The following is a 17,919-nucleotide window of genomic DNA, read 5'->3' as shown; positions in this document are numbered from 1 at the left end:
TGGGCTGACTGCGTGAAAGCCCTCTGATCTGAGTTGTTTATGACTGATACAACGGAAGCTTTTTCTGATCCGTCCGTTCAAAATGCCCCGTCCGGTTTGCGACTTGCCCCTTTGGTCGTCATCGGCGCACTGCTAAGCCTTGCGCCCGTTGTCGGGCTCGTGCCTCAGATCTGGCACACCGGTTTTGTCGTGGCGGGCGTATCGCTGCTGGCGGCGAGTTTCCTTGTGGTGTTGCGGGGAAAACTCGTGGACCATCTGGCGCAGCAGGCGGTGAAGACCATGGCGGTTTTCGCTGAACAGGATTTGTTTCCCTGCGTGATCGCAAACGCTCAGGGTGACATTCTGGCGGCCAATCCCGAGGCGCGAAACAAGTTTCAAGCCCGTCCGGGTGTGCGATTGGAGCACTGCCTGAAGTCCATGTTTGCAAATCCTGCGGCGGTTCTTTTGCGTCTTCAGTCGAAGGCCGAGATTTTCGGCAAAGCGCGCGAAGACATTGTGACCGTCGGATCGACCGTCCCGGTTTCGGTGTTCGATGTTGGCAACGGTCAGTTTTGCTGGCGCTTTCATCTGGGTACCCCGGGGCAGTGGGATGAGGTCGCCGTTCCGGTCCTGACCGAAGGCCGCAACGGTACGTTGTTGCGGGTCAATGTTGCGGCGGCTCATTTGCTTGGGCACAGGCCGGATAGCCTAAAGCAAGTCCTTTCGGCTGACCTGGGCCCGCAGGGTGACATCGTTCAGGTGCACACGGAAAATGGAACTATCTCTGCCGCTGTGTGCGAGCTCAACCGGTCCGGCACCGTGCGCAACCTGCTCGTGCTGCCGACAGAGGCGGCGGGGCAGGCCAACAGCGGGACTTCCTTTGCCGATTTGCCTGTTCCCATTGTGCGCCTAGCACCCGATGGGAGGATTTTAGAGGCCAATCGACTGGCGGTGAAACTGATCGGGGATATCGAGCCCGGAGAAACCAATGCTGACCAGATCATGCACGGACTTGGCTATCCCGTATTGGATTGGCTGGCACGCACGGCTGCTCAGGAACCGGCAATGCGGTCCGAATTCCTGCGCCTGACCCGGCAGGACAAAGAGGTGTTCGTTCAGGTCACGTTGAACCGCGTGGTGAATGATGGGCAGGTTCAACTGATCGCGGTACTGAACGACGCCACCGAGCTCAAGACGCTAGAAGCGCAGTTCGTGCAGGGGCAAAAAATGCAGGCAGTCGGACAACTGGCCGGAGGCGTTGCGCATGATTTCAACAACCTGCTGACGGCCATATCGGGGCATTGTGATTTGCTGCTGTTGCGGCATGACCAGAATGACCCGAACTATGGCGACCTCGTACAGATCAACCAGAACGCCAACCGGGCGGCCGCTCTGGTCAGTCAACTGCTGGCTTTTTCGCGGAAACAGACGCTGCAGCCCGAGGTGCTGGATCTGCGGGATACGATCTCGGATCTGATCCACCTGCTGAACCGGCTGGTGGGCGAGAAAGTCCGCCTGATTCTCAGCCACGATCCGGTTTTGAAGCCCGTGCGGGCAGACAAACGGCAATTGGAACAGGTGCTGATGAACCTCGTCGTAAACGCCCGCGATGCCATGCCCGATGGCGGCGAAGTGCGGATCGAGACAGAGGTGGTGGTGCTGAACGAACCCCTCACGCGCGACCGAGCGACGGTTCAGCCCGGCGAATATGTCACCGTCAAAGTGATCGACAGCGGCGTCGGCATCCCGGCGGACAAGCTACAGAAGGTGTTCGAACCGTTTTATACCACCAAACGCACCGGGGAAGGCACCGGTCTGGGCTTGTCGACGGTGTACGGGATCGTCAAACAGACGGGCGGGTTCATTTTTGTCGACAGCCTTCAGGGCCACGGTACGGAATTCATTGTCTATCTGCCAGTTTCGGCCGCTTCACCAGAAGTTCAACCCGACGCTTTACCCGCCGTCGACACGCAAACAGCCCGCCAGGGCGAAGGGGTAGTTCTGCTGGTCGAAGACGAGGCGCCGGTACGCGCCTTCGCGACACGTGCGCTGCGATTGAAAGGCTATACCGTGCTCGAGGCCGAGTCGGCGGAAGAGGCGCTGCGTCTGCTGGAAGACGGCGCGCTGAATGTCGATGTCTTTGTCACTGACGTGGTCATGCCCGGCATGGACGGGCCGACCTGGGTCCGCAAAGCGATGGAGACGCGTCCGGATACAAGGGTGATCTTCATGTCCGGCTACACCGAGGGCGCGTTCGGAGATTCCGGTCCCGCGATCTCGAATTCCACCTTCCTGCCCAAGCCGTTCTCGCTGAACCAACTGACCGAGGCGGTGTTTCAGCAGGTCAACTAAAGCGCCGCGTCATGGCAGGCGAACTCAGCCGTGTGCCGTTTGCGGAACCTGCGGTCCGTCTCGGGCGTCAGGATCAACTCGCGATGGGGTGAGACGTTTTCCCGTTTCAAGTCGATCTGCATATTCAGCCGGTCTTGCAGGAAATCCAGAATCTTGTCCTGGTTTTCATATTTAAAGATGTGGCTGGCACCAAAACCGTTGCTTCGGGTGCGAAAAAACTGGCTCTGGTTGCCGACATCGGCAAATTCGGGGCGGGGACTTTGCATATAGGCTTGCACAAACTCATCAAAGCTGAGGTCGCGGGTGGAATGCGGATGTCCGATCCGGTCCTCCCGGCTGCGGAACTTGTACCAGCTGCCCAGCCAATCGATGGGTTCGCGTACGACCGCCATGATTTCCATCTCGGTGTCGTACATTTTCCGAAAGATGTTCTGAAAAAAGCGATCATAGCGCCGCACGGGGGCGTGTTTCAGATCCGGCGGGCCGGTCACGAAAAAGTCTGCGCGGTCACGCAGGGCGGTGTGATATGCCGTGCTGCCTGTTTTGGGAACGGCCAGAAACGCAAGGCGTTCCTTATAGAAAACAAGCATTTAGTCGCCCTTCGTCAATCTTTGTTACTGTCGCAGATTGGCGTAAACGACTCTTTAACACAATTGCTGAACAGTAAGTATTGTAAGTTTTAGTTGAAATGTTCTCTTTTTGGTCTCATAAGGAACAAGAGGCGAACAAAGCAGCGATTGCCGCCCGTTCAAGGGTGTGACAAAAGGGAAGGCGACAGGACAATGGCGGATCTTCTGACGATGAGCGACAAGAAAAACGCAGACAAGCAAAAGGCGCTCGACAGCGCATTGGCGCAGATTGAACGGCAGTTCGGCAAGGGCTCGATCATGAAGCTGGGCGAGGATGCCAAGCAGGACATCGATGCCAGCTCGACCGGTTCACTGGGTCTGGACATCGCGCTGGGGATCGGCGGTCTGCCGATGGGCCGGATTGTCGAAATTTACGGCCCGGAAAGCTCGGGCAAGACGACGCTGACGCTGCATTGTATTGCCGAACAGCAGAAACGTGGCGGTGTCTGCGCGTTCGTTGACGCGGAACATGCGCTGGACCCGCAATATGCCCGCAAGCTGGGTGTCGATTTGGATGAACTGTTGATCTCGCAGCCCGATACCGGCGAACAGGCACTGGAGATCACCGACACGCTGGTGCGGTCGGGTGCGGTGAACATGGTCGTGGTTGACTCGGTGGCGGCGCTGACGCCGAAATCCGAGTTGGAAGGCGACATGGGTGACAGCAACGTTGGCGTGCAGGCCCGCCTGATGAGCCAGGCGATGCGTAAGCTGACCGGCTCGATCAGCCGTTCGAACTGCATGGTGATTTTCATCAACCAGATTCGGATGAAGATCGGCGTGATGTTCGGCAGCCCGGAAACCACGACCGGTGGTAATGCGCTGAAATTCTACAGCTCGGTCCGTCTGGACATTCGCCGGATCGGCGCGATCAAGGACCGCGATGAGGTGGTCGGCAACCAGACCCGCGTCAAGGTCGTCAAGAACAAGGTGGCACCGCCGTTCAAGCAGGTGGAATTCGACATCATGTATGGCGAAGGCATCAGCAAGATGGGCGAATTGCTGGATCTGGGCGTCAAGGCCGGAGTGGTCGAGAAGTCGGGCTCGTGGTTCAGCTATGGTGACGAGCGGATCGGGCAGGGGCGTGAGAATGCCAAACAGTACCTGCGCGACAACAGTCGCACCGCGCTTGAGATCGAAGACAAGATTCGTGCCGCGCACGGGCTGGAATTCGACATGCCGCCGGGGGCTGCCGAGGATGACGATATCCTCGAAGCCTAAAGCCATCGGAAGAATTCTGAGTGCAAGGCGGTCCTCTGGGCCGCCTTGTTTCGTTCGGCGCCTCCAATGCTGTGGACTATCCGCAGGGACGGCGATAAACCCGTTTCAACACAATATGATTGCGCGCTGAGAGAAGCTTATGCCCACGCTGAACGATATCCGATCGACCTTTCTGAACTACTTTGCCAAACAAGGGCATGAGGTGGTGGCATCCAGCCCTCTGGTCCCGCGCAATGACCCGACGCTGATGTTCGTAAACTCGGGCATGGTGCAGTTCAAAAATCTGTTTACGGGCGTGGAAACCCGCGATTATCAGCGTGCGACCACGGCGCAGAAATGTGTGCGTGCCGGAGGTAAACACAACGATCTGGACAATGTCGGATACACCGCACGGCACCATACGTTCTTTGAGATGCTGGGGAACTTCTCGTTCGGGAATTACTTCAAGCAAGACGCGATCCCCTTTGCCTGGGAACTGATCACCAAGGAATTCGGCGTCGACAAGAACCGCCTGCTGACCACGGTGTATCACACCGATGATGAGGCTTTTGAGATATGGAAAAAGGTCGGCGTCCCCGAAGACCGGATCATTCGCATCGCCACCAACGACAATTTCTGGCAGATGGGGCCAACCGGCCCCTGTGGCCCCTGCACCGAGATTTTCTATGACCACGGTGATCACATCTGGGGCGGCCCTCCGGGTTCGGCCGAGGAAGATGGCGACCGGTTCATCGAAATCTGGAACATCGTTTTCATGCAGAACGAGCAATTCGAAGACGGCTCGATGGTCGAACTCGACATGCAGTCGATCGACACCGGCATGGGGTTGGAGCGGATTGGCGCGCTGCTGCAGGGCAGCCATGACAACTATGACACCGATCTGTTCAAGACTCTGATCGAGGCGTCGGCGGATGCGACCGGGGTCGATCCTTATGGGGACCAGAACGTCCATCACCGCGTCATCGCAGACCACCTGCGTTCGACCTCGTTCCTGATTGCGGATGGCGTGATGCCCAGCAATGACGGGCGCGGTTACGTGCTGCGCCGGATCATGCGCCGGGCCATGCGACACGCGCATTTGCTGGGGGCGAAAGATCCGGTCATGCACCGTCTGGTGCCGACGCTGGTGCAACTGATGGGCGCACAGTATTCGGAACTGGGCCAGGCGCAGCCGCTGATCGAAGAAACGCTGTTGCTGGAAGAAACACGCTTCAAACAGACCTTGGATCGCGGCCTGAAGCTGCTGGATGACGAGGTTGCGGGCCTGTCCGAAGGAGCAGCTCTGTCTGGTGATGCGGCGTTCAAGCTGTATGACACGTACGGTTTCCCGCTGGACTTGACGCAGGACGCGCTGCGCGAAAAAGGCCTGACGGTAGATACGGATGGTTTCGATGCTGCCATGGCCGAACAAAAGGCCAAGGCCCGCGCCGCATGGGCCGGGTCGGGTGAGGCCGCGGATCAGGCCATTTGGTTCGACGTTCTGGATCAGGCTGGGGCCACGGATTTTCTTGGTTACGATACCGAGAAAGCCGAAGGGCAGGTGGCCGCACTGGTTGTTGACGGTGCACTCGTCGACAAGATCGAACAGGGTGGAACCGGCTGGGTTGTCGTCAATCAGACGCCTTTCTATGGCGAGGCCGGTGGTCAGGTCGGCGATACCGGTGAAATCCGGCGTCTCGATAACATGCAGGATGTGGCGCAGGTTGAAGACACGCGCAAATTTGCCGAAGGCAAGGTCTATGCGCATCGGGTGACGGTCAGCCAGGGTGCGTTGTCGAAGGGCGACTCGGTCGAGCTTGCGGTCGATCACGCACGCCGCACCGCGATCCGGGCCAACCACTCGGCCACTCACCTGCTGCATGAGGCGCTGCGCGAAACGCTGGGTGATCACGTGGCACAACGCGGGTCTCTGAACGCATCGGACCGGCTGCGGTTCGACTTCAGCCACTCCAAAGCACTGAGCCCCGGGGAAATCCAGAAGGTCGAACGCGATGTGAATGACTTCATCCGCCAGAACTCGACCGTTGAGACCCGGATCATGACGCCGGACGATGCGCGGGAACTGGGGGCTCAGGCGCTGTTTGGTGAGAAATACGGCGACGAGGTTCGCGTTGTATCGATGGGCAAGGCCCCGACTGGTAAAGGACATGACGGCGAAACATGGTCGATCGAACTGTGCGGTGGGACCCACGTACGTCAAACCGGGGATATCGGCACCTTTGTCGTGCTGGGTGACAGCGCCAGCAGTGCCGGTGTGCGCAGGATCGAAGCGCTGACCGGAGATGAGGCTTTCCGCCATCTTTCGGCACAAGATCAACGGCTTGGTCAAATCGCATCGGAACTGAAAGCGCAGCCCGACGATGTGGTCAACCGGGTCAAGTCACTGCTGGATGAGCGCAAGGCCTTGCAAAACGAAGTTGCTCAGCTGCGCCGTGATCTGGCGATGGCGGGCGGCTCGGGGCAGTGCGGAGCCGAGGCCCGCGACGTGAACGGGGTGCCCTTCCTGGCGCAGGCGTTGAGCGGCGTTTCGGGCAAAGACCTGCCCGCGTTGATCGACGAACACAAAAGCCGGATGGGCTCGGGCGCTGTGCTGCTTATCGCCGATGCGGGTGGCAAGGCGGCCGTTGCGGCTGGTGTGACCTCGGACCTGACGGACAAGGTCTCGGCTGTTGATCTGGTTCGGGCCGCAGTGGTCGAGCTGGGTGGCAAAGGCGGCGGCGGACGCCCCGATATGGCGCAGGGCGGCGGCCGTGATGCCTCGAATTCCGACGCGGCGATCAAAGCCGCTGAGCAAGTATTGGGAGGATAACATGCCTGCACTCTGGATTGCCCATGTCACCGTGACCGACGCTGAGGCCTATGGAAAATATGCCGAGCTGGCGGGCCCTGCCATCGCCAAGCACGGGGGCGAGTTCATCGCCCGTGCCGCACGCTATGTGCAACTTGAAGGGAAAGAGCGGCCCCGCAACGTCGTGGCTCGCTTCCCTTCGGTTGAGGCTGCGGTTGAGTGCTACGAATCCCCCGAATATCAGGCAGCATTGGACCACGCGCGCGGCGCAAGCGAGCGTGAATTGGTCGTTGTAGAGATCACCGACTAGAATCACCTTGGCAAACTTAAGCCAGATTCCAACCAATTGAGCGGATTTCAGCCAACGCTGAAATAAGGCGGCCTGTATGGCCGCCTTTCTTTTTTTTGTTCAGTTTGCTGGTAAGCTTTTCAAGCGCTTATCGCGGATGCCGGGTGAAAAACTTACGTAAGGTCACCCTTAGATTGTGGCCAAATTCTCTCAATTCTTGCCCGAAATGGTCAAAATGCGGAACGAATTTCCGCCTCTTTTCCCTTGCAACCTCGCTGCAGATTGCGCAAACGGCCCCGTGCACTGATAGTTAGCAAAACAATCTACGGTCCCGTTTCCAGCAGTCGCATGGATGGAAATGGATCGAGGAACAGGCATGAAACCGTTGAGCACTGAATACAGAGCCGTTATTTCGCGGTTGGCCTCATCTGTGGGTCAACTGTTCGCAGTCACCGCGTTGGCGGTAAGCGCTTTGGCCGCAGGAACTGCTGCCGGTGCAAGCGAAGGTAGCTTTCTCAAGACCGTAGCCGCTTCGCCGCCACCTTCGGGCGCGCGTCAATTGTGCCGCCAATACAGCTGGGCTTGTTCCGGCAAGGCGGCCGCGTCTATGTCCAGGCAGAAGGAAATGCAGATAATCGAGCGGGTCAATCGTCAGGTCAACGCAACAACGCGTTCGGTTACGGATCTTTCTCAATACCGGACCGCTGAAAGATGGGCATTGCCGACGTCTCGGGGTGGGGATTGTGAAGATTTCGCTCTGCTGAAGAAACGAGACCTTATTCGCGCCGGGGTCGACCCCAGCAAACTGCTGATTGCTACGGTTTTGGATACGCAGCGCAATTCGCATGCTGTGCTCGTGTACCGCTCGGCAGCTGGCGACCTGGTTTTGGACAACCTGACCAATCAGATCAAACCATGGTCGGCAACGCATTATTTGTTCCTTCGGATGCAAAACCCGCGGAAACCCAGTGGTTGGGTTGGAGTTTACAGCCGGAGTTGATGCATTCCTGCTGAACAATCGGGTTATTGAGGTGAGAGAAAGGGCGACACAAGCGTCGCCCTTTTTGCATTCAAGGCTTTGTTCGTCGGGCTTGGGCTGCGCCATTTTTTATGGCGCAAATCCACAACCTTTCACTTAGAACGTACCGCCAGCTCCGGCGCCACCGGCATTGCCGCCGCCGGCACCACCGCCAGCTCCGGCGCCACCAGCGCTACCACCGCCGCTGCCGCCGCCAGCTCCGGCGCCTCCGCCGTTACCGCCGTCGCTTCCGCCGCCGCCACTGCCAGCACCGCCGGAGTTCCCGCCGCTTCCGTCGCCGTTGTTGCCGCCGTTGCCGCTGCCGGAGTTTCCGCTGCCGCCGTTATTGCCGCCGTTGCCGCTCCCGGAATTACCGCCGCTGCCGTTATTGCCGCCGTTACCGTCGCCGGAATTGCCGCCGTCTCCGTTGTTGCCGCCGTTGCCGTTGCCGTCGTTACCGCCGCCACCGTTGTTGCCGCCGTTGCCGTCGCCGGAGTTGCCACCGTCGCCATTGTTGCCGCCGTTGCCGTTGCCGTCGTTACCGCCGCCACCGTTATTGCCGCCGTTGCCGTTGCCGTCGTTACCGCCGCCACCGTTGTTGCCGCCGTTGCCGTCGCCGGAGTTGCCACCGTCGCCATTGTTGCCGCCGTTGCCGTTGCCGTCGTTGCCGCCGCTGCCGTTGTTGCCGCCGCCGCCGGGACCGGACCCGCCACCGCCGTTTCCGCCGCCGCCGCCGTTGTCGCCACCGTCACCACCGTTGTCGCCACCGTCGTCGCCGTTGTCACCACCGTCGTCGCCGCCGTCACTGCCAGTGGAAGTTGGGCTACCATTGCTGCCGCTGGACGTACCCGCGAAACCAGAGTTAGCATCCTCACCATCGCGCGCCGTTGCAGCTGCTGTCGCTGTTGGCAGGTCAGTCAGAACCGCAGCAAATGGTGGGCAACTTTCCAGAGTTCGCGCCAGGATATCTTCGAAATCAGCGCGTCGCTGAATGTAGCGCAACATCCGGGTATCGACGACCGTGCAGGCACACAGAGTTTCGGTCGACACCGACTGCCGAGCCGTATTGATGTTACATCTTTCTGCTAGCGCCGCACTGGGTGTGATCAGTGGGAATGTTGCTGAGACAAATACAATAGACAATAGTCGAGACTTCACGCGCATGGCGCCACTCCTTCAAAACTCGTTACACATTTTGCCGCACCAACTGCGGACACACATGGCTTATGTAATACTATCGTGCCACACTTATTCCTTGATTACATCCGTTTTTGGACACAATTTCAAGAGGAGCGTGAGTGGAGCGGAATCATGGAATACACTCTAAGGTTGAAATGAGCTTTAAAACAAAAAGTAAGCCCGCCAAATTGGCGGGCTTTTTAGAACTTAATGGGTCTGTTATGGATGCAAAACTGCCACTACTGTAGTATTGTTTCACATTTGTGAACGACAGTACTGTCAACCTTAGGCAGATTTTGCCATGCGTTTGCGTTCGTGCGGATCCAGGAAGCGTTTGCGCAGACGCACGGCGTTCGGTGTCACCTCGACCAATTCGTCATCGTCGATATACGCGATGGCTTCTTCCAGCGAAAATTGAACATGGGGCGTCAACCGGACCGCATCGTCAGAGCCGCTGGCGCGCACGTTGGTCAGCTTTTTACCCTTGAGAGGGTTCACTTCCAGATCGTTGTCGCGCGAATGCTCACCGATCACCATACCCTGATAGACATCGGTCTGGGGACCAACAAACATGCGGCCACGCTCTTCGAGGTTCCACAGGGCGTAGGCAACGGCCTGACCATTCTCCATCGAAATCAGAACGCCTGCACGACGGCCCGGGATCGGGCCTTTGTGGGCCGCCCAACCGTGGAACACGCGGTTCAGCACGCCGGTGCCGCGGGTGTCGGTCAGGAACTCGCCGTGGTACCCGATCAAGCCGCGTGACGGCACATGCGCGATGATCCGGGTTTTGCCAGCGCCGGCGGGGCGCATCTCGACCAGTTCCCCTTTGCGTGCTCCAGTGACTTTTTCGATCACCGCGCCCGAGAATTCGTCGTCCACATCGATGGTGACCTCTTCGATGGGCTCCATACGCTGGCCGTTCTCATCCCGGAATAGAACCTGCGGGCGCGAGATGCTGAGTTCGAACCCTTCCCGGCGCATGTTCTCGATCAGAACGCCCATCTGCAATTCGCCACGACCGGCAACCTCAAAGGCTTCGCCGCCGGGGGTGTCGGTGATGCGGATGGCGACGTTGGATTCGGCCTCTTTCATCAGGCGGTCGCGGATCACACGCGACTGGACCTTTTTGCCGTCACGACCAGCCAGAGGCGAATCGTTGATGCCGAAGGTCACGGTGATGGTCGGCGGGTCGATGGGCTGTGCGGGCAGCGCCTCATCGACCTGCGGTGCCACCAGCGAGTCGGCCACGGTTGCCTTGCTCATGCCCGCGATGGTGACGATGTCACCGGCTTCGGCCACGTCGATGGGCTGTTGCGCCAGACCGCGGAAGGCCAGGATTTTCGAGGCGCGGAAGTTCTCGATCAGCGTGCCGTCACGCGACAGCGCCTTGAGGCTGTCGCCAGCTTTCAGTGTGCCGCTTTCCACGCGACCGGTCAGGATGCGGCCGATGAACGGGTCGCTGCCCAGTGTGGTGGCCAGCATCCGGAAGGGCTCGTCTTTCTTGTCGGCCTGTTTGGGGGCAGGGACGTGATCGACGATCAGGTCGAACAGGGCGCTCAGGTCCTTGCGGGGGCCGTCCAGCTCCATGTCGGCCCAGCCCGAACGGCCCGAGGCGTACATGGCCGGGAAATCAAGCTGGTCATCATCCGCACCAAGGTTCGCGAACAGGTCGAAACATTCGTCCAGCGCGCGGTCGGGTTCGGCGTCAGGCTTGTCGACCTTGTTCAGCACCACGATCGGACGCAGACCCAGCGCCAGCGCCTTGGAGGTCACAAACTTGGTTTGCGGCATCGGGCCTTCGGCGGCGTCGACCAGCAGGACCACGCCGTCAACCATGCTAAGGATCCGCTCGACCTCACCGCCGAAATCAGCGTGGCCGGGGGTATCGACGATGTTGATGCGCGTGCCTTTCCACTCGACCGAAGTGGCCTTGGCAAGGATGGTGATCCCGCGCTCGCGTTCGAGGTCGTTACTGTCCATGGCACGCTCGGCCACGGCTTGATTTTCCCGGAACGCGCCGGATTGTTTGAGCAGCTCATCCACCAGGGTCGTTTTACCGTGGTCCACGTGAGCGATAATTGCGATATTGCGCAGGTCCATGAGAGGTCAGCCTTTGAACGGGAAGTTGCCGCGCGCATAGCGCGGTTTGACCAAATAGGCCAGCCCTAACCGGTGATCAGTGGCCAGCAGTCTTGGAAAACAGGTGAATGACAAGGATTCCGATCAAAATCATCGAAAGGCCAAGGACCGCCGGCCAGTCCAGCCTCTGACCAAAGACGATAAAGCCGATGATGGCGATGAAAAAGATGCCAAGACCGGACCAGATCGCATAAACGATGCCGACCGGCATGAATTTCAGAGTCAGTCCCAGTAGATAGAATGCAATGCCATAGCTGACCACGACCAGCAAAGACGGCCACAGGCGGCTGAATTGTTGGCTGGCTTGCAGGGCCGTCGTACCAATGGTCTCGGCTATGACCGCCAGAAACAGGATCAGATAAGCGTGGGGCACGGTGAGGCTCTCGACAGAAGTTTTGCGACGTTGAGCACGAAATCAGTCGGGCGGGCAAGTGGAATCTGGGGGGTATCGCCCGTGTGAAGACAAGCGCCAATCCCGCTTGGCTGCCGTCGGGTCAGGATAACCTGACTGTTCCGTCAGCAAACACTGTGATATAAGGTCTTTGTTTTTAAAGGTTTTTGTTTTGTGAGTGTTTTTCATGACGAAATTTGCAAGATATATAGTCTTTGTTTCAGCGTTGATTGTGGCGCTTGGGTGGCTTGCAGGCGGGGGGTCCGTCGACAAAAATGCGGCCAATTTTGTTGAACGGTTAGAGAGTGATAAGGTTTGAGCGTCTGCTGAAACACAGGGGGAAAAGAGGCCTTTGCGCCTCTTTTTCTTTGGCCTACGAGTTTGCTGTGGCAGCGAAAAACGCGTGAAGCTGCGGCTGAAGCCACGTCCACAGGCCGGGCGCGCCGCGCTGTATCGGGGTGCCGACCCGCTGTTCGATCTGGACATAGGTGACGTTGTACTCCGTCCATGTTCCGCCGTCCGTGGCAAGGTTGCCAACCGGGGCCTGAAAGCGATCTATGGCTTTGGCGAACCGGGCATCCGGGCTGTCGGCTGCTTCGAACTCGTTCCACATGGACATAAAATCAGATTTCTGATCATCCGGCAGCAATCCGAACAGGCGTTCTGCGGCGGCCTTTTCCTCGGCCTCCTGCGCGGCATGGTCGACCTGACCATGGATGGGGTGATCTCCGGCGTCGATTTCAACGATATCATGCAGTAACAGCATTTTCAGCGCACGGTCGATCGAGACACCGGGGGCTGCATGTTCTGCCAGAATCCACGCGTACAGCATGATGTGCCAGGAATGCTCGGCCGAGTTTTCGCGCCTCGAGCCGTCCAGCAGGCGCGAGGCGCGGTAGACGGATTTCAACTGGTCGGTCTCGGCCAGATAGGCAAGGCGGGTCGAGAAGGGGGTCTTCGTGGGCTGATGGCCGTCCAGCAAGCTTTGGGCCGCGGTGAAGGCTTCGGGAAACTCGGTCTTCAGATAGGCCGCGCGCCCGCCGTTCAAATTGTCCTGAACGATTGCCCGGTGTTCGGGCATTGGATTCGGCGCGCACAGAACCTGGAACATCGGCTGGCATCGATCCAGATACTTGGCGAATTTCGCATCCGGGCTCTGGTCGGCCTCGAACTCTTGCCACAAGGCAAGACAGGTCGCAGCCTGATCGTCGGGCAAAAGTCCGAACAGCTCGGCTGCAGCGGCTTTCTCAAGCCGCTCGACCGCTTGCCAGTCGGTTTGCAGGTGGATCGGGTGGTCACCCACGATGATCTCGACCAGGTCATGCAGCAGCAGCATCCGGATAACCCGGTCGATATTGACATCCGTGCCGGCCAAAGGCTGCATCACCAGCGCCCAAAGCGCCAACTGCCAGCTATGCTCGGCGGCGTTTTCCGGGCGGGACTGATCCAGAAGAAAGTTGGCGCGATCAACCGATTTCAGGCTGTCCGCGCGTTTCAGGAATTCAATCTGCGCGGACAGTCTTTCGGTCATTGTTTCTCGATCGCTTTTGTTTTGGAGCGGTGATCCGTCAGTTTCTGGATCACGAATTTGCGGGCTTTCCGTTCGGCCAACCGGACGCGAATTTCGGTCAGGAACGCCTCTTCCAGCGTCTGAGAGGACGCCCCCAGAAGATCACCCACTTCGACAAAAAAGCGGTCATCCCCGGTTTCGTCCATCACTTTCATCGTGTCCTCGGCCAGTTTCGACGCGAGGGTGGTGATGGTATCAGACATCAGCGTGTGTTCTCGGTCAGGCGGCGCTTCACATAGTCGCTGACATCGGTGATCAGCGTGTCCATGTGACGATCCTGGAAGAAGTGGTCGGCGCCTTCCACCTCGTTATGGGTGATGGTGATACCTTTTTGCTCGTGCAGTTTGTTCACGAGCGAGGTGGTGTCGGCCGGAGGCGCCACACGGTCGGCCGAGCCATTGATGATCAGGCCGGACGAGGGGCAGGGCGCCAGGAACGAAAAGTCATACATGTTCGCGGGCGGCGACACGCTGATGAACCCGGTGATTTCCGGGCGGCGCATCAGCAGTTGCATCCCGATCCACGCGCCAAACGAGAAGCCCGCGACCCAGCAGTGTTTCGAGTTGTTGTTCATCGACTGCAGGTAATCCAGCGCCGATGCTGCGTCGCTCAGCTCACCCACGCCCTGGTCGTATTCGCCCTGGCTGCGGCCAACGCCGCGAAAATTAAAGCGCAACACGGTGAAGCCCATGTTGTAGAACGCATAATGCAGGTTGTAGACGACCTTGTTGTTCATGGTCCCGCCGAATTGTGGGTGCGGGTGCAGCACGATGGCGATCGGTGCGTCTTTTTCCTTTTGCGGGTGGTAACGGCCTTCCAGGCGGCCTTCGGGTCCGGGAAAAATCACCTCGGGCATGTGTGCTTTGGTCCTGTCTTTTTTTCCGGGTGCCGGGATATACTTGACTGTTATCGTCAGGCACCTTAGAACGGTTCTAATTGTATTGCTTTGCGCAAGTTGCTGCCCGTCGGAGATACGCACTGGCAGCGGCGGCGTCAATGTTTTCGCGCGGTACTAGCCTAGAGGAGTAGACAATGAAGCTTTCGACCAAGGGTCGTTACGCAATGGTTGCGCTGGCCGATATTGCTACTCAGCCCGAAGATACCCTTGTGACATTGGGGGAAATCTCAGAACGGCAGGATATCTCGCTGCCGTATCTGGAACAGCTTTTCGTAAAACTGCGCCGTGCTGATCTGGTGTCCTCGGTTCGCGGACCGGGTGGCGGCTATCGTCTGGCCCGTCCTGCATCGGAAATTCGCGTGGTCGAGGTTTTGGCCGCAGTGGATGAAACGGTTGACGCGCTGCAAAAAGGCGCAGGGGCGTCCGGGGCTTCCTCGGGAAGCCGGGCGCAATCGTTGACCAACCGTCTGTGGGAAAGCCTCAGCGCGCATGTTTATGTCTTCCTGCATCAGACACGGTTGTCGGACGTGATCAAAAACGATCTGGCCCCGTGCCCCGCGGTGCCCAGCCTGTTTGCCGTTGTCGATGAGTGACGTGATGCAGCACGGAATCGGCCCCCATTGTTTTCGCGTTTGGAAAAAGGTGAATCCATGATTCGTGTTTACCTGGATCACAACGCGACAACCCCTCTGCGTCCCGAAGCGCGTGAGGCGATGATTGCGGCGATGGAGCTTTGCGGTAACCCGTCTTCGGTCCATGCCGAGGGGCGCGCAGCTAAGGCAGTAGTGGAACGCGCGCGGGCGCAAATCGCATCCGCTTTTGGGGCCGATGGAGCGGATATCGTGTTCACCTCGGGCTCGACCGAGGGGGCGGCGCTGGCGTTGGGCGGTCGCGATCTACATGGGTCAGCGATTGAACATGATGCTGTAAGGGCTTGGATTGCCGAGGATTTGCCCGCCGCGATATCCGGTCAGGTTCAGGTGTCAGAACCGGAGAGCTCGACCCTGCAACTGGCTAATTCGGAAACTGGGATCGTTCAGAAACTTCCCAAGGGATTGGCTGTAACCGATGCAACGCAGGCTTTCGGTAAACTGCCGGTCGCGTTCAACTGGCTGGAAGCACAAATGGCGCTGATCTCGGCCCATAAGTTGGGCGGTCCAAAGGGCATCGGCGCTGTCGTGATGAAACGCGGCACGGATTTGCCCGCCCAGATAAGGGGGGGCGGTCAGGAGATGGGCCGCCGTTCGGGTACGGAAAATGTCATTGGAATCGCGGGGTTCGGGGCTGCGGCTGAGGCAGCGGCCCGGGATCTGGCAAATGGTGTTTGGGAGCAGGTTCAAGAATTTAGAAATATTCTAGAAAAGGCCCTTGAGGCTGGTTCTAAATCTACTATTTTTGTCGGGAAAGATCAGGATCGCCTGCCCAATACCTTGTGTTTCGCCACCCCTGGCTGGAAGGGCGAAACGCAGGTGATGCAGATGGACCTGGCGGGTTTTGCGGTGAGTGCGGGATCAGCCTGTTCCAGCGGCAAAGTCCGCGCCAGCGCGGTTCTTACGGCAATGGGTTATGACGAGGTCACAGCAGCCAGCGCGATACGCGTGTCGCTTGGCCCTTTGACCACGCAAGAAGATGTGCTGCGCTTCGCCGAAGCGTGGCTTGAAAAAGAGAAAAAGCATCGCGCGCGCGCCGCGTGATCTGACGGAGTGAAGGATATGGCCGCTTTGGACCAGACCCAGGTAAAAGAAGGTGTCGATCAGGAAACCGTGGATGCGGTGCGCGAGGTTGGCACCTACAAGTACGGCTGGGAAACCGATATCGAGATGGAATATGCGCCCAAGGGCGTGAACCCGGATATCGTCCGCCTGATCTCTGAGAAAAACGAAGAGCCCGAGTGGATGACCGAATGGCGCCTGTCGGCCTTTGAACGCTGGACCAAGATGGAAGAGCCGACATGGGCGATGGTGCATTACCCGCCGATCGACTTTCAGGACCAGTATTACTATGCCCGTCCGAAATCGATGGAGGAAAAGCCGAAATCGCTGGATGAGGTCGACCCCAAACTGCTGGCCACCTACGAAAAGCTGGGTATCCCGCTGAAAGAACAGATGATTCTGGCTGGTGTTGAAGGGGCCGAAGACATGCCCGCAGAAGGCCGCAAGGTCGCGGTGGACGCGGTGTTCGACTCGGTCTCCGTGGGTACGACCTTCAAGGACGAACTGGCAAAGCACGGCGTGATCTTCTGCTCGATCTCCGAGGCGATCAAGGATCACCCGGAACTGGTTAAGAAGTATCTGGGCACTGTGGTTCCGGTGTCGGATAACTTCTACGCCACGCTGAACTCGGCCGTGTTCTCGGACGGGTCCTTCGTCTACATCCCGCCGGGCGTCCGCTGCCCGATGGAGTTGAGCACCTATTTCCGCATCAACGCAGAAAACACCGGTCAGTTCGAGCGTACGCTGATCATCGCAGACAAGGGCTCGTATGTGTCCTATCTGGAAGGCTGTACGGCACCCCAGCGCGACACCGCGCAGCTGCACGCGGCTGTGGTCGAGATCATCGTCGAAGAAGACGCCGAGGTGAAGTACTCGACCGTTCAGAACTGGTTCCCCGGGGATGAGAACGGCAAGGGCGGCATTTACAACTTCGTGACCAAGCGCGCCGATTGCCGGGGGGATCGCTCCAAGGTGATGTGGACGCAGGTGGAAACCGGCTCAGCCGTGACCTGGAAATACCCGTCCTGCATTCTGCGCGGCGACGAAAGCCAGGGTGAGTTCTACTCGATCGCGATTGCCAACAACTATCAGCAGGCCGACACCGGCACTAAGATGGTTCATCTGGGCAAGAATACCAAGTCGCGCATTGTGTCCAAAGGTATCAGTGCGGGCAAGGCGCAGAACACTTATCGTGGTCTGGTTTCAATGCACCCGAAGGCCAAGGACAGCCGCAACTATACCCAGTGCGACAGCTTGCTGATCGGCGACAAATGCGGAGCGCACACGGTTCCGTATATCGAGGTCAAGAACAACTCTTCGCGCGTGGAACACGAGGCGACAACATCCAAGGTGGATGACGATCAGCTGTTCTATTGCCGTCAGCGCGGCATGGACGAAGAAGAGGCCGTGGCACTGGTCGTCAACGGGTTCTGCAAGGACGTACTGCAGGCGCTGCCGATGGAGTTCGCCATGGAAGCGCAGCAACTGGTGGCAATCTCGCTGGAAGGCTCTGTCGGTTGATGGCGCGGACACCCCGGAAAAGCATCCAAAGGGATGATGTGCTGACCTGGCTTGGATATGCACTGCCAGTATTGGGCGGCCTGCTTGGGGTGGCCTACGTCAACATCTTCTACATGAACTTCATCAACCCGGTCTGGGCGGTGGGCATCGGGGCAATCCTTGGGTGGGTTGCCGCACGTCTGATCCGCAAAGTTCTGGGCTAGGAAATTATTGGGGCCGGGGCGCCCCTT

Annotated in this window: 16 protein-coding genes; 9 read left to right on the top strand and 7 right to left on the bottom strand. The window is 58.7% G+C overall.

What is annotated here, in order from left to right; genetic code table 11:
- Positions 1-39: 39 nt before the first annotated feature.
- Positions 40-2,331, top strand: coding sequence for a hybrid sensor histidine kinase/response regulator (locus tag GOX88_RS03015; protein ID WP_170399012.1), 2,292 nt, complete (start codon positions 40-42; stop codon positions 2,329-2,331).
- Here the strand turns inward: GOX88_RS03015 and GOX88_RS03010 are convergent.
- A complete protein-coding gene (locus GOX88_RS03010) occupies positions 2,328-2,921 on the bottom strand; it encodes a sulfotransferase family 2 domain-containing protein (protein WP_170399010.1) in 594 nt (197 codons plus the stop codon). The two genes, GOX88_RS03015 and GOX88_RS03010, sit on opposite strands and share 4 nt — an antisense overlap.
- 192 nt (positions 2,922-3,113) lie before the next feature.
- On the opposite strand from GOX88_RS03010, the gene recA reads away from it, so the two are divergent.
- The 4 genes from recA to GOX88_RS02990 all read left to right on the top strand — a co-directional run bounded on the left by recA (position 3,114) and on the right by GOX88_RS02990 (position 8,258).
- A complete protein-coding gene (recA, locus tag GOX88_RS03005; protein WP_170399007.1) occupies positions 3,114-4,181 on the top strand; it encodes a recombinase RecA in 1,068 nt (355 codons plus the stop codon).
- Positions 4,182-4,320: 139 nt separating this feature from the next.
- Complete coding sequence (gene alaS / locus GOX88_RS03000) at positions 4,321-6,990, top strand: alanine--tRNA ligase (RefSeq protein WP_170399004.1); 2,670 nt, start codon at positions 4,321-4,323, stop codon at positions 6,988-6,990.
- A gap of 1 nt (position 6,991) precedes the next feature.
- Positions 6,992-7,279, top strand: a complete 288-nt coding sequence (locus GOX88_RS02995; protein ID WP_170324958.1) for a DUF1330 domain-containing protein — start codon at positions 6,992-6,994, stop codon at positions 7,277-7,279.
- 355 nt (positions 7,280-7,634) lie between these two features.
- Positions 7,635-8,258 carry a transglutaminase-like cysteine peptidase gene (locus GOX88_RS02990; RefSeq protein WP_170399001.1) on the top strand — a complete coding sequence of 208 codons (624 nt, stop codon included), beginning with the start codon at positions 7,635-7,637 and terminating at the stop codon, positions 8,256-8,258.
- A 135-nt stretch (positions 8,259-8,393) separates the two neighbouring features.
- Here the strand turns inward: GOX88_RS02990 and GOX88_RS02985 are convergent, their stop codons facing one another.
- The 6 genes from GOX88_RS02985 to GOX88_RS02960 all read right to left on the bottom strand — a co-directional run bounded on the left by GOX88_RS02985 (position 8,394) and on the right by GOX88_RS02960 (position 14,414).
- Positions 8,394-9,440, bottom strand: coding sequence for a hypothetical protein (locus GOX88_RS02985; RefSeq protein ID WP_217354182.1), 1,047 nt, complete (start codon positions 9,438-9,440; stop codon positions 8,394-8,396).
- A 300-nt stretch (positions 9,441-9,740) separates the two neighbouring features.
- Positions 9,741-11,558 (bottom strand): translational GTPase TypA, encoded by a 1,818-nt coding sequence (gene typA / locus GOX88_RS02980; protein WP_170398996.1) that lies wholly within the window; start codon positions 11,556-11,558, stop codon positions 9,741-9,743.
- Between the two features lie 76 nt (positions 11,559-11,634).
- Positions 11,635-11,970: a DMT family transporter gene (locus tag GOX88_RS02975; protein WP_170398993.1), complete on the bottom strand. Its 336-nt coding sequence runs from the start codon at positions 11,968-11,970 to the stop codon at positions 11,635-11,637.
- A gap of 391 nt (positions 11,971-12,361) precedes the next feature.
- Positions 12,362-13,519: an HD domain-containing protein gene (locus GOX88_RS02970; protein ID WP_170398988.1), complete on the bottom strand. Its 1,158-nt coding sequence runs from the start codon at positions 13,517-13,519 to the stop codon at positions 12,362-12,364.
- Positions 13,516-13,761, bottom strand: coding sequence for a hypothetical protein (locus tag GOX88_RS02965; RefSeq protein ID WP_170324953.1), 246 nt, complete (start codon positions 13,759-13,761; stop codon positions 13,516-13,518). Before GOX88_RS02965 ends, GOX88_RS02970 begins: the two co-directional genes overlap by 4 nt.
- Positions 13,761-14,414: an alpha/beta hydrolase gene (locus tag GOX88_RS02960; protein WP_170324952.1), complete on the bottom strand. Its 654-nt coding sequence runs from the start codon at positions 14,412-14,414 to the stop codon at positions 13,761-13,763. Before GOX88_RS02960 ends, GOX88_RS02965 begins: the two co-directional genes overlap by 1 nt.
- 176 nt (positions 14,415-14,590) lie before the next feature.
- Here GOX88_RS02960 and GOX88_RS02955 point away from each other — a divergent pair, with 176 nt between their 5' ends.
- From GOX88_RS02955 to GOX88_RS02940, 4 genes are read left to right on the top strand one after another with little or no spacing between them, the layout of a single operon-like run.
- Positions 14,591-15,049 (top strand): Rrf2 family transcriptional regulator, encoded by a 459-nt coding sequence (locus GOX88_RS02955; RefSeq protein ID WP_170324951.1) that lies wholly within the window; start codon positions 14,591-14,593, stop codon positions 15,047-15,049.
- Positions 15,050-15,106: 57 nt separating this feature from the next.
- The gene (locus GOX88_RS02950) at positions 15,107-16,150 is read left to right on the top strand and encodes a cysteine desulfurase family protein (protein WP_170398985.1); all 1,044 of its coding nucleotides are present in this window, start codon (positions 15,107-15,109) and stop codon (positions 16,148-16,150) included.
- Between the two features lie 18 nt (positions 16,151-16,168).
- A complete protein-coding gene (gene sufB / locus GOX88_RS02945; RefSeq protein ID WP_170398982.1) occupies positions 16,169-17,689 on the top strand; it encodes a Fe-S cluster assembly protein SufB in 1,521 nt (506 codons plus the stop codon).
- Positions 17,689-17,892 (top strand): hypothetical protein, encoded by a 204-nt coding sequence (locus GOX88_RS02940; protein WP_170398979.1) that lies wholly within the window; start codon positions 17,689-17,691, stop codon positions 17,890-17,892. The genes sufB and GOX88_RS02940 overlap by 1 nt, the downstream gene beginning before the upstream one ends.
- Positions 17,893-17,919: the final 27 nt, after the last annotated feature.

Origin of the sequence: Ruegeria arenilitoris (assembly GCF_013030985.1) — a bacterium.
Classification (GTDB): domain Bacteria; phylum Pseudomonadota; class Alphaproteobacteria; order Rhodobacterales; family Rhodobacteraceae; genus Ruegeria; species Ruegeria arenilitoris_B.
The sequence above is the reverse complement of the archived record's forward strand: the minus strand, read 5'-3'. Positions and strand labels throughout refer to the sequence as shown.

Bases quoted from the DNA above. Each gene is read 5' to 3' on its own strand.
- GOX88_RS02970 (WP_170398988.1), bottom strand. From the start codon at position 13,519: ATGACCGAAAGACTGTCCGCGCAGATTGAATTCCTGAAACGCGCGGAC.
- GOX88_RS02995 (WP_170324958.1), top strand. From the start codon at position 6,992: ATGCCTGCACTCTGGATTGCCCATGTCACCGTGACCGACGCTGAGGCC.
- GOX88_RS02955 (WP_170324951.1), top strand. From the start codon at position 14,591: ATGAAGCTTTCGACCAAGGGTCGTTACGCAATGGTTGCGCTGGCCGAT.
- typA (WP_170398996.1), bottom strand. From the start codon at position 11,558: ATGGACCTGCGCAATATCGCAATTATCGCTCACGTGGACCACGGTAAA.
- GOX88_RS02940 (WP_170398979.1), top strand. From the start codon at position 17,689: ATGGCGCGGACACCCCGGAAAAGCATCCAAAGGGATGATGTGCTGACC.
- GOX88_RS02965 (WP_170324953.1), bottom strand. From the start codon at position 13,761: ATGTCTGATACCATCACCACCCTCGCGTCGAAACTGGCCGAGGACACG.
- GOX88_RS02985 (WP_217354182.1), bottom strand. From the start codon at position 9,440: ATGCGCGTGAAGTCTCGACTATTGTCTATTGTATTTGTCTCAGCAACA.
- GOX88_RS02960 (WP_170324952.1), bottom strand. From the start codon at position 14,414: ATGCCCGAGGTGATTTTTCCCGGACCCGAAGGCCGCCTGGAAGGCCGT.
- GOX88_RS02950 (WP_170398985.1), top strand. From the start codon at position 15,107: ATGATTCGTGTTTACCTGGATCACAACGCGACAACCCCTCTGCGTCCC.
- GOX88_RS03010 (WP_170399010.1), bottom strand. From the start codon at position 2,921: ATGCTTGTTTTCTATAAGGAACGCCTTGCGTTTCTGGCCGTTCCCAAA.
- recA (WP_170399007.1), top strand. From the start codon at position 3,114: ATGGCGGATCTTCTGACGATGAGCGACAAGAAAAACGCAGACAAGCAA.
- GOX88_RS03015 (WP_170399012.1), top strand. From the start codon at position 40: ATGACTGATACAACGGAAGCTTTTTCTGATCCGTCCGTTCAAAATGCC.
- GOX88_RS02990 (WP_170399001.1), top strand. From the start codon at position 7,635: ATGAAACCGTTGAGCACTGAATACAGAGCCGTTATTTCGCGGTTGGCC.
- alaS (WP_170399004.1), top strand. From the start codon at position 4,321: ATGCCCACGCTGAACGATATCCGATCGACCTTTCTGAACTACTTTGCC.
- sufB (WP_170398982.1), top strand. From the start codon at position 16,169: ATGGCCGCTTTGGACCAGACCCAGGTAAAAGAAGGTGTCGATCAGGAA.